General features: G+C 56.4%; 11 protein-coding genes. 2 read left to right on the forward strand and 9 right to left on the reverse strand.

Annotated features, from left to right (window positions below):
• Positions 1-18 precede the first annotated feature (18 nt).
• Positions 19-711 carry a VOC family protein gene (locus tag PY650_RS33885; protein WP_285884367.1) on the forward strand — a complete coding sequence of 231 codons (693 nt, stop codon included), beginning with the start codon at positions 19-21 and terminating at the stop codon, positions 709-711.
• Positions 712-834: 123 nt separating this feature from the next.
• Here PY650_RS33885 and PY650_RS33890 read toward each other — a convergent pair whose 3' ends face one another.
• The 9 genes from PY650_RS33890 to PY650_RS33930 form a co-directional block, all read right to left on the reverse strand.
• Positions 835-1467: a Vgb family protein gene (locus tag PY650_RS33890; RefSeq protein ID WP_285884369.1), complete on the reverse strand. Its 633-nt coding sequence runs from the start codon at positions 1465-1467 to the stop codon at positions 835-837.
• Between the two features lie 76 nt (positions 1468-1543).
• Positions 1544-1957 carry a GFA family protein gene (locus PY650_RS33895; protein ID WP_285884371.1) on the reverse strand — a complete coding sequence of 138 codons (414 nt, stop codon included), beginning with the start codon at positions 1955-1957 and terminating at the stop codon, positions 1544-1546.
• 17 nt (positions 1958-1974) lie between these two features.
• Positions 1975-2451, reverse strand: a complete 477-nt coding sequence (locus PY650_RS33900; protein ID WP_285884373.1) for an SRPBCC family protein — start codon at positions 2449-2451, stop codon at positions 1975-1977.
• Positions 2448-2777, reverse strand: a complete 330-nt coding sequence (locus PY650_RS33905) for an ArsR/SmtB family transcription factor (protein WP_285884376.1) — start codon at positions 2775-2777, stop codon at positions 2448-2450. Before PY650_RS33905 ends, PY650_RS33900 begins: the two co-directional genes overlap by 4 nt.
• Positions 2778-3261: 484 nt before the next feature.
• On the reverse strand, positions 3262-4221 hold the full coding sequence (locus tag PY650_RS33910) for a glycoside hydrolase family 26 protein (protein ID WP_285884378.1): 960 nt from the start codon (positions 4219-4221) through the stop codon (positions 3262-3264).
• A 60-nt stretch (positions 4222-4281) separates the two neighbouring features.
• Positions 4282-6144 (reverse strand): glycosyltransferase family 2 protein, encoded by a 1863-nt coding sequence (locus PY650_RS33915; RefSeq protein ID WP_285884380.1) that lies wholly within the window; start codon positions 6142-6144, stop codon positions 4282-4284.
• On the reverse strand, positions 6141-7127 hold the full coding sequence (gene galE / locus PY650_RS33920) for a UDP-glucose 4-epimerase GalE (protein ID WP_285884382.1): 987 nt from the start codon (positions 7125-7127) through the stop codon (positions 6141-6143). The genes PY650_RS33915 and galE overlap by 4 nt, the downstream gene beginning before the upstream one ends.
• Complete coding sequence (locus PY650_RS33925) at positions 7127-8080, reverse strand: UDP-glucuronic acid decarboxylase family protein (protein WP_432761619.1); 954 nt, start codon at positions 8078-8080, stop codon at positions 7127-7129. Before PY650_RS33925 ends, galE begins: the two co-directional genes overlap by 1 nt.
• Before the next feature lie 432 nt (positions 8081-8512).
• Entirely contained in the window at positions 8513-9652 is a 1140-nt protein-coding gene (locus PY650_RS33930) for a helix-turn-helix domain-containing protein (RefSeq protein WP_432761618.1), read from the reverse strand.
• Positions 9653-9983: 331 nt separating this feature from the next.
• Here PY650_RS33930 and PY650_RS33935 point away from each other — a divergent pair, with 331 nt between their 5' ends.
• The gene (locus tag PY650_RS33935) at positions 9984-10496 is read left to right on the forward strand and encodes a DUF995 domain-containing protein (protein WP_285884384.1); all 513 of its coding nucleotides are present in this window, start codon (positions 9984-9986) and stop codon (positions 10494-10496) included.
• Positions 10497-10778 lie beyond the last annotated feature (282 nt).

Genomic DNA, 10778 nt, shown 5'->3' on the forward strand with positions numbered 1-10778 from the left:
CACAGTGAGGAGCTAAAAATGAGCAATACTCAAGTGCACAGCGAAGCTGCAATTGAAATCCCGAGGTCGCAGGTAGTCGACACGAAGCTCGAAGTCATCGTGATCCCCGTTTCGGATGTCGATCGCGCCAAACGTTTTTACGCTGACTTGGGCTGGAGGCTTGACGCCGACTTTAGCGAGGGTAACGACTACCGCGTGATCCAATTCACGCCGCCGGGTTCGGGATGTTCGGTCATCTTCGGCAAGAACGTCACCGCGGCCGCACCCGGTTCCGCCCAGGGATTGTACCTGATCGTCTCCGACATAAGGGCTGCTCGCGACGAGTTGCTTCGCCGCGACATCGCGGTCAGCGAGGTATTTCATCCCAGCGACGGCATGTACGCGGGCACAGACGAACCCTATCTCTTTGGACGGCTTCGGGTCAGCGGCCCTGATTCCGAGCAACGCAGCTATCGCTCGTTCGCCTCGTTTAGCGATCCGGACGGCAATGGCTGGCTATTCCAAGAGATCACCACACGCTTGCCCGGACGCGTCGATACGAACGAAACCAAATTTACTTCCGTGGGCGACCTCGCGAGTGCGCTCCGGCGCGCGGCGGCGGCGCACGGTGAGCACGAAAAGCGGAACGGCGGTCAGTACGATGAGAACTGGCCGGACTGGTACGCCAAGTACATGGCCCGGGAGCAGTCCGGCGAGGCGTTGCCCTCATAGGCAGTGAATACGACGTCACCGTCGCAATTTGCCTCGAGTCTCATTGAACTTGGCAGATCACCTCCAAATGATCGGCGTCGCATTGCACGACGCCGATTCTGATAACTTCACGGCGGAAGGCGTTCATCTCGGCCGACGGATAGCCCGGATCTTGCCGCTGCTCCCCCCGCCGCAAAAGAACTGATCTCCACCATCGGACTCGAGCCCCGATACGAAGACGCCCGCAGGCATATTGACGCGCTCCAAGACCTTTTCCGTTACGGGATCCACCCGCCGCACGTCGCTCTCCTCGCCTTCCCATGTGGCGTGCCAGAGCTCGCCATCGACCCAGGTGACGCCGGTGACAAAGCGGCTGGATTCGATGGTGCGAAGAATCGTCCCCGTTTCGGGATCGATCTGATGGATCTTGCGGCCCTGATACTGCCCCACCCAGAGCGTACCCTCAGCCCATGCGAGCCCGGAGTCGCCGCCGTTGCCCGGAGCCGGGATCATCGAAATCACCTCGCCTGTCTTCGGATCGATCTTCTGGATGCGATCCTCAGCGATCTGAAAGAGATACCGGCCGTCGAAGGCCGTTCCGGCATGAGAGGCGACATCAATCGCTTCCACGACCTCGCCGGTTGTCGGGTCCAGGGCGTTGAGTTTGTCTCCAGACGCGAACCAGACATGCTCGCCGTCATAGGTGACGCCGTTCACACGACTGGTAGCCGCAAAAGGCCCATATTCGCGGAGTATTTCGGCTTTAGACTGTTTCATCGCCTCATCTTAATCGCTGTGCAGAAAACCGTGGAGTAACAAAATTGACAGGAATCGACGCGAGCGGCGCTCTATGTCAAGTCGTCGGCATCTTATCGAATTTCGGCAGTGCTGGATCGAGGTGATCCCAGGCATGTCCGGCGGCCGTCCAGGACACCAGCTGCGGCTTATAGCGGCTTGGGTCGTCGAGGCTTGCGGGCGTGACGATAAACACATCCGGCATGTCGGGAAATGTCATGTAGACGGACGAACCGCATGTCGGGCAGAAGCCACGCCGCTTTACAGTTCCGCCGTCACCGACGGTCTGCCAATGTGATGGTTCTCCTTCGACCTTCACCTCGGCTGCGACAAAAGTCAGGTGCGATTGATGTCCGGTGCCGCTGTCGCGCTGACACTGCCGGCACTGACAGTCAACCATGACAGCAGGTTCACCCGCGATCTCATAGTGGATCGCACCACAGGCGCAGCCACCGGTATAAAGATTGTTCATATTGTTCTCCCGTTGCTTCAATGCGTTTGCGAGGACGCCTCTTCGGCGATCACTATGTCGAGCTTCTTGACCACCTTTTTCCAGCCTTCGCCCATGTTGCGATAAGCGGTGTCGTTCTTCGGAAGCACGAAGCCGGAATGGACGAGGCGCAGGCGCGTGCCTGCCTCGGCCTTGGAGAGGGTGAAGGTGACCACCGTCTCCAGTTTTGAGCCATAGCCGTCATTGCTCTCATGGCCGCCCTTCCACGCGTAGGACAGCCGCTCATTGGCCACCACCTCAAGCACCTCGCAGTGAATGGTACCGTCCCATTCGCCAGCCGGCGTGGTTTGAAAGGTGAAGTGGCAGCCAGCCACAGGCTCGAAGCCCTTCGGCGCCATCAACCAACGGCCGATCAGCTCGCCGTTGGTCAAGACTTTCCAGACAACAGTCGGCGCATGCGGGAAGACTTCTTCGGCCACGATGGCCTGCATGTTCGGGCTCACGGCTTGGTTCATGGATCGATCTCCTTCAGGAGGGTTCTGAGATTGGTGAAACGCTCGCGCCAGAAGACGCCATAGTGGCTCATCCAGTCCACGAGAGGCGTCAAACCTTCCGGTTCGGCGCGATAGTAGACATTCCTGCCTTCAGGCCGCTCCGCGACCAGGCCAGCTTGTTTCAGCGATTTGAGGTGCTGGGAGATAGCGCCCTGCGTCACGCCGCTCCCCCGTGTCAGTTCGACCACCGTAATTTCATCCGAACTTACGATCCGCTCGTAGACCGCTCGCCGCGTAGGATCTGCAAGTGCACGCATGACATTGGTAATGGAGGCCGGTTCGATCATGAAAATACGATAGTTGAGACTAATTGATTAGTCAACACTATTTATTTTCGACGATGCTGATTGCCCCGCAACTCATCCCTGCACCACGGTGCGGAGCATTGCTGAGAGTGTTTTATCTTCAAGCGCTCTGAGGGGCAGGCCCCGCAAGCATCGTGCGGTGATCCAATCCGCAAATGATGTGTCTTGTTGGGACCATGCTACTTAGACGGATGCAGCATGTAGACGATACATTTCCCGGGAGACCGGATGGTCGCAAACGCAATCGACCCCGTCCTTGGCGAAAGACATTCGGCCTATCAAATGCAATACAGCGGATGCGACAGGAGCCCATCGCACCCGCTTCATGCCTTTTCTTCGACGATGGCAAACTTCTCGGCCTTTCACCTCAACAGCGGCACTGCGATCCAGGCAGTTTTTGTCTTTAGGATCATACGGATCGCAGTGGCGTTGTCGTATTTGTGAAGCGCGATTTGCCGGATTCCGTCTAATTTGTAGCCTCTCTGACAACGCGCCAGTTGGGGAGACCATAGGGTTTGGGCCAAGGATAGAGCTCCTTGTCATCGAAGTAGACAACGGCCGTCAAATTCGGAAATTCGGGATATCGCCTGGCAGCGTTCGCCGCCCAATTACCGACATATGATGCGTCCCCTTCGTAACCGAGTTCGGCAACGACGACGGGCTTAGCAAAACCCTGGACCAGCCGGTATTTGGGCGCCAGCAATTGCGCAAACGTCCGATCTGCGCCGAAATGATCCTTGTCGAATTGTTGCAGGCCGAACACTGACAGGCCGATAACGTCGACGACATCATTTCCGGGATAGAATGCGGCAAGGCCGGGCTCGCCCTTGGGCGACCACATATATTTCGCCGACTTGTCATGCTTGCGACAAACATCCACCATTCGCCGGTAGGCAGCGACGTAGCTGCTCGGTTGCCAGTGCGACCAGGTGAACCGGTTTTCGATTTCGTCCATCTCCTGCGCCCAGCGGATGGTCACATCACTCTTAAGCGTCGCCGCGGTCGAGCAGACGGCAGCCATGTTGCTGTCGTACTTGCCAGCGAGGATGCCTTCGAGCAGCTTCTCGGATGTTGTTCGCCAATCTGTCGACCAGGACCACGGCTCCACCGTGATCAGAAGCTTCCGTCCCCGCTTCTGGGCGTACTCATCGGCGAGCGTCAGGGTCGACAGATCGACATCTTCCCAAGGGAGAAACACATGCTCGATCTTTGAGTTCTGGTCGTTGCTGAAATCACCGTGGGGATCATATGCGCCGAAATTTACGGAATCCGGACCGATTTTCGGCCGCTTGTCAGTTATCGGGTCGGCCTGAACCGCTCCGACAGCCGGGATTCCGCGGGGTATACTTGCCGCCAGGATTGTTCCCGTCGTCGCCAGAGTTACAAATAGGCCGACCGCTGCTGCCTTGGTTTTCTTGTTGCTCATTGGGTCTTCCTCCTGTCAACAAAACACTGGAATCGTTTGCCTGCTCGTCGGTTCTGATCCTCAGATCGGATCCGACTGCTCTTCTTCATCAAGCTCGGTGTTCGACATGGCGGGCAGCCAATGCGGCTTGAACGTGAACCGGTGGAGGTCTTGCCTGCCAAAGCCCGCACCAGCCACCGCATAGGTCGCTTCATAAAGCCTCAATCGCCCGGCGCCCCACGTCAGAGACGCCAATCCTTCCGTTCCGCGTTCAACGGTGGCTAAACCCGGAGCAGCGATGAGACAAAGGAGGCCTGCGGCCATGACCGGCCGATACGTATTTGCTCTGATCTTGACGACATTTTCCCGAGAGTGCTGGATGACTATTGTCAGCAAAAGAAGGGTGTAGAGCACCGAATTGATAATGCCGAAGATATAGAAACCCCGCGTTTCACCAGCGTTGCTGACAAGAAGAACCGGCGCCACGGAAGCGAGTGACAGAACGGCGTAGGGTATCAAGACCCGCCAGGGCAGCGGGTCCACTTCAGAGGCGCCTTTGGGCGTGATGCGAAAATCGACATAAGAGCCGGTCATCCAGTCCCTGACGGCAGCGACCGTGCCAGCCAGCGCCCACGGCCAACGTGCGAAAAGGAAAAACACCGCCTCCCAGCTCAAAATCTTGGCATCGAACGGCCGGAATGAACCGCTGGCTCGCCAACGATGGGCCAAGACCGTCAACGTGATAGAGAGCGGCGCGAAATGCGCAAGAAATTCGGGATAGCCCACCGCAGCGAAGTTCTGATGGCAGGCCAGCGCGAGAATTGGCATGACGAACATCAGGGCCATGAACAGCGCGAAAAGCGGATACCACAACTGAGCGAACAGAAATTGGCACTTCAATCTCAGGGGCAAGCGCGAAAGGTAAATCGGTGTATATCGCAGCAGCAGCATGACAAGGCTGCGTGACCACTGAAATTCCTGAGTGATGAGATCCGCAAATGTGCGGGGGCCGTCACCATGCGCGATGGCATCAAGCGCGTGCACACCACGCCAGCCATGTGCGTTCATAATCAACGTTGTCGAATGGTCTTCCGCAAGTTCCGGTCCCAGTCCACCAATTTCCTTGAGGGCGGCGGTGCGCACCGCATAGTGGGATCCGATGCAAAGAGGAGCGAGCCCGCAATTGTAGCCGGCCTGGAGGGAGCCATGCATGCTCGCCTCCGCGTAAAGCCGCCCGCGTGCAGCCCAGCTTTCAGATGCATTGCGATCACAGATGCTCGGCGCGGAGACGTAGCCAACTAAGGGATCGCCAAAGGGGCGCAGCATTTCGACGAGATAGCCGGGTTGCGGAACATGGTCCGCATCGAGCTGCACGACGAAATCGTAGCGGTCGTAGCCGTAATGATCGTAGAAAAAGGCGAGATTGCCCTCCTTGCATCGCGTGCGGCGCGGCCAGCTTGTACGGTGATAATCCGGCCTGTTCTTTCGCGTCGAAACCAGGACGCCGCGCTGTTTGCACCAATTCAACGTCTCGGGGCTCGGATCTTCATCGGCGAGCCATGTATCGTGCAGAAATGCTTGGTCGAGCATCGCTTGCAAGGTCGTTGCCACGACGGAAAAAGGCTCGGACGGGGCTTTGGTCACAATCATGGCGACACGGCTGCCGACCGGCAGCTTCAGTTGTCCGCTGGGTTTGCGCGCGCGGTAGAATATTGCAATGAAATAGGCCGGCAGAAGGGTGACCCAAGCCAATATGGCTGTAACCAGGGTGAAGCGCCAAAAGCCGGTATAATGCTCTGGCTTCAGCCACCAGGTCCAGAAATAAACAAGCATTGCCAGCCAGATCGCAGCACCGACAAGATATTCCCTGCGGTACCGACCTTCGAGAACCGGGACTAGCGGCTCAGACGTGTCCGACGCGATTTTATCAGCAACATCCGTCATGCCCGAGACTCCAAGCCAAAGAAGGGGGCCGCGGTGCGGATGATCGTGTCGATGTCGGAATATTCCGGCGAGAAGCCGAGCGTTTCACGCGCTAAGGCCGGATCAGCGTATAAAGCCGGCGGGTCACCGGCCCGTCGTGGATTGATGTCAACCGGTACTTGGCGACCAGTGACGCGGGCGATGGCCTTCAGGATTTCGCCTATCGACAAGCCACGACCGGTTCCGAGATTGACTGCGAGGTTCGGCCCACCGTTGATGAGGTGTTCAAGCGCCAGAACATGGGCGCGCGCCAAATCCGTCACATGGATATAGTCGCGGACGCAGGTTCCGTCTTCCGTATCGTAGTCATCGCCGAAAATGCCGAGGTGCGAGATCGCCGCGCTGGCCGCGAGTAGTGCTCTTGGAATGAGATGCGTCTCCGGCTCATGCCATTCGCCGAGTTCGCCATCGGGATCTGCCCCGCAAGCGTTGAAGTACCTCAGCGCAACATATTTCAGGTCATAGGCCGTCGCATAATCCCGCAGGACCTGCTCGGCAATGAGCTTCGTCCTGCCGTAGGGATTGATCGGCTGCTGCGCCGTTGTCTCCGTTATCGGGAGAGCCTGTGGAGTGCCATAGGTCGCGCAGCTCGAGGAGAATATGATCTTGTCGATTTTGGCCTGACGGCAGGCATCCAGGAGGGACACTGTGCCGATGACGTTGTTTCGGTAATATTTCGCGGGGTCTTCGACGGATTCTCCGACATAGGCGGACGCAGCAAAATGCACGACTGCATCCGGCTTGTATTGCATGAGGGTCCGCGTCAAGCCGCTCGTGTCGAGAATGTCGCCGTGCACGAAGGGTCCCCAACGCACTGAGGAGCGATGTCCCGTGACCAGATTATCAAAGACGATCGGCTCTATATCGTTCGAGTGAAGCAACTTTGCCGTGTGGCTGCCGATATATCCGGCGCCACCGGCTACCAGAACTTTTCGTTGCGACATCACGCGGTCCCTACCCATTCATGTGCTTCTACGGTCAGGAGGCGGTCGAAATAGCAGATCGTCCTTTCCAGGCCGGTGGATAGCGGCACCAAGGGCTGCCAGCCCAATTTGGTCTGTGCAAGCGATATGTCGGGCCGGCGCTGCTGCGGATCGTCTGTCGGCAACGGCTTACGAATGGTCTTCGAGCGCGAGCCCGTCAGTTTGATTACCTGTTCGGCGAGTTCCAGAATGGTGAATTCACCCGGGTTCCCAAGATTGACTGGCCCGGTGAATGATGGGTCGGTCGCCATCAATTGCAGAAAGCCCTCGATGAGGTCATCGACAAAGCAGAACGAGCGTGTCTGCGAGCCATCGCCGTAGATGGTTATGTCCTGGTCTTTCAGAGCCTGCACGATGAAGTTTGAAACAACACGGCCGTCGTCGGGACGCATGTGGGGGCCATATGTATTGAAGATTCGCGCGACCTTGATCTCGACGTCGTATCTCTGATGAAAATCATAAAACAGCGTTTCGGCGCTGCGCTTACCTTCGTCATAGCAGGATCGAGGACCAAACGGGTTCACGTTCCCCCAATAACCCTCAACCTGCGGATGTACAAGCGGATCGCCGTATACTTCCGACGTAGAGGCTTGGAAGATGCGGGCACCGGTGCGTGCAGCCAGTTCCAGTAAATTGAGCGCACCGAAGACGGATGTCTTCATCGTATGCACCGGATCAGCCTGATAGTGGGGAGGTGATGCGGGGCAGGCAAGGTTGTAGATCTCATCGACTTCGATATCGATCGGATCAACGACGTCGTGCCTTATGACGCTGAAGCGCTTGAAGTCCCGCAGGTGGCTGATATTGCGTTCCAGTCCCGTCGAGAAATTGTCGACGCAGATGACCGTATGCCCCAATTTGAGAAGGCGCTCGCAAAGATGCGATCCAAGAAAACCTGCGCCACCGGCGACCATAATGTGCCGAGCCTGCTGCTTTGAACGAAGGATGCGTATTTCGCTAATGAGCGTATCGGTATTAATACGGTTATTGATCGGACGCATGACTTTCATTGATCTAACCCCAAAGTCTGCCTATTCTTTGCCGATCGAAGGCACACTTGTGGTGCGCAAAACCGGATCAAAGCGTTGTATTCGGCGTTGTTATGATGGTTTTTTTATACTTTCTCATATTCTAACTGTCGTTAGACGCGAATCCTGAAACTTGCCGTAGCGTCCATATTTGCAACAGCAGGTCTTGCCGATCGCGATTTTTGGAATCGGCACGCAGCTACGGGTCTTAAGTTGAGAAATCTGGCTATCGTGCGCCGACAATTGGCGCCGTCGGTTGCCTATGGCAGCCGCCCGAGGGGAGCACCCCTGCCAGGCACTAACTGCAGATGGCTTGCATCAATGTCCGAGTGAATTGAGCCAGTTGCCAAATGGGTTTGAGCTGTTTTTCACATCCACGGGCGATACTGTCCGTGCGAGAAAGGCCGGCGCTGCAACATTTCGAGCCTCGCGAGGCGTATAACCAAATTCCTTGCTGAATGCCCGGCTGAAGTGAGCCGCGGAAGTAAAACCGACAGCGGTGGCAATCTCGAGGATCTGCTGTCGGTTCACCGTGTCGCTGAGCGCGACATGTGCTGAAAAAAGGCGGCGCTTCTGTATATAATGGAGGACGCCGCCGCTCGACTCGAACAATTGGTAAAGTCGGGTGCGCGAAATGCCGAGTTCCCGGCAGATTGTATCGGGCGTCAGATTTTGCGAACTCAAATTTTGCTGGACGAAACGGCGCACCCGCTCCATCAAGGCTAAATTACTCTGCGGTTTTTCCGGACCGGCGCTTCCCGCTGGTGACGACAGACACGTCACCAACATATCGCGCGTTGTCTGGACAACACGGGGAAGGTCTGGCGCAGTCATGCTGCCGAGCTTTGCCTCGATGCTACCTAGGTAGTCGATCAAGAGGTTAATATAGGTATCGGAGAATACCATATTGTTTTTAATGTCACTGACGACTGTCGTGTCCAGAAAGAGCTCCCGCGGCAGGTAAAAGGAGAGACTTTGTGATTCTGTCACTCTTCCTCTAAAAGGATGCCCCAGAGACCTTAGCTCGACTTTACCCGGCCCACCCTCAGAGACTTTACCATCAACCTCGGTCCAGCTTCGGCCGCTGCGCAGCAGTACGACATGCCAATGGTCGATTGAATTTGACCGCAGCATTGCCGCCGAACGCGCGTAGGAATGCGCAGGCACCGATTGCTGGACGACAAGCATGCCGCCAAGATTCCAAGCCGTGTGATCGGCCGAAAAGCCAGCATCCTCCGATACACCGTCCGGCAGCCTGATGTCGATCAGAGGCGCCAAGTACGCCTGCCACGCCGCATATTGGTCGCTCAACGGCAAGCCGCGCGTGGAAAACCGTAGAGGTTCGAGGGCCGGCGGCAAAGGCGGACTTGCTTCCGGAGCGGTCTCCGATGACCGGGGCCAACGCCGGCGTTCGACGGGAACTGGTGGCAAATGCCCATTCTGTGGCGAGTCAGGCAAAATTTCCTCTCAGCAATCAATGGGTTATTTGTACCACCCTAAGTTTCTATAAGCAAACATTTTAAAACCAAATTGTTTATGATTGATAAGTCATACATTCATGCAATCTGGCGGCGCAGCTAAAGCGCCCTCCAGTCGGCGGGAATGTTTTCGCGGCAGGGCCATTGCCTCTTGGCGAGCCGTAAAAATCAGCCGCTTGCAAGATCAACCACAAGCTGCTCAAATTAGCGAACGGCCAAATACCACAATTATTCCAATACCACAATTATTCCAATGCCAATCCATCGCAAATCATTTGCCGGGCAGACATCCAACAGACGGGAGGGAATCGATGACTGTATTCCGAACGCTGATATTATCGTGCATCCTCGGTGCGATCAGCACGGGTGCCTTTGCCGCCAATGCTATCCCAAGTACAACGTCGAGACCGCCGGCCAAATCAGTGCCACTGACTGCCGAGGAGGTGTTTCAGCTCTACTACAATCGCACCTGGATCTGGAAGGACGGTGCAGGCTATTTCGCAGCGAAACGGCGCGATTTTAGGGCCTGGTCCGGTGAAGGAACGGGTTCATACGGCGTCGGGCATTGGTTTGTCACCGACCCGGGCAAGCTATGTTTCAAGGCCACCTGGTATGCGAAGACTGGAAACGCCCCGGCATTGACGTGTTTCAGTCATCGAAGAAGAGGCAATGTTATATTCCAAAAACGCGAACCGAACGGTGATTGGTATCCATTCAAGACAACTCCGGCCAAAGTCGACGATGAATATAGCAAGATACGACCCGGCGACTACGCAACCGCTGGATACAACCGCATGCGGATAAAGCTGTCGCAAGGCAAGTAGATCGAAGCGCAATTAGATCCCGTTTCGAGTAGCGACCTACGCCGTGGCAAGGTGGGTTCGCCAAAAAAATCTCCACGTTGGGAATCACGGTTTGACCCAATCCGGATGTCTTTCCTTGGGGTCATTATTGATCTTGCACCCTGGGCCTCAGCTTGTTGGCGCCGACAAGCGATCTACATTCGGTCCTAGTACTACAGTTGCGTTTCGTTTGAAATCATGATTCACTTCCTGCATTTGACAGGAGGGAATTCAATGTCGGTTGCGGGTTGGTCTGGATCAGTG

This window comes from Martinezella calliandrae (genome assembly GCF_030272695.1).
Lineage (GTDB): Bacteria > Pseudomonadota > Alphaproteobacteria > Rhizobiales > Rhizobiaceae > Rhizobium > Rhizobium calliandrae.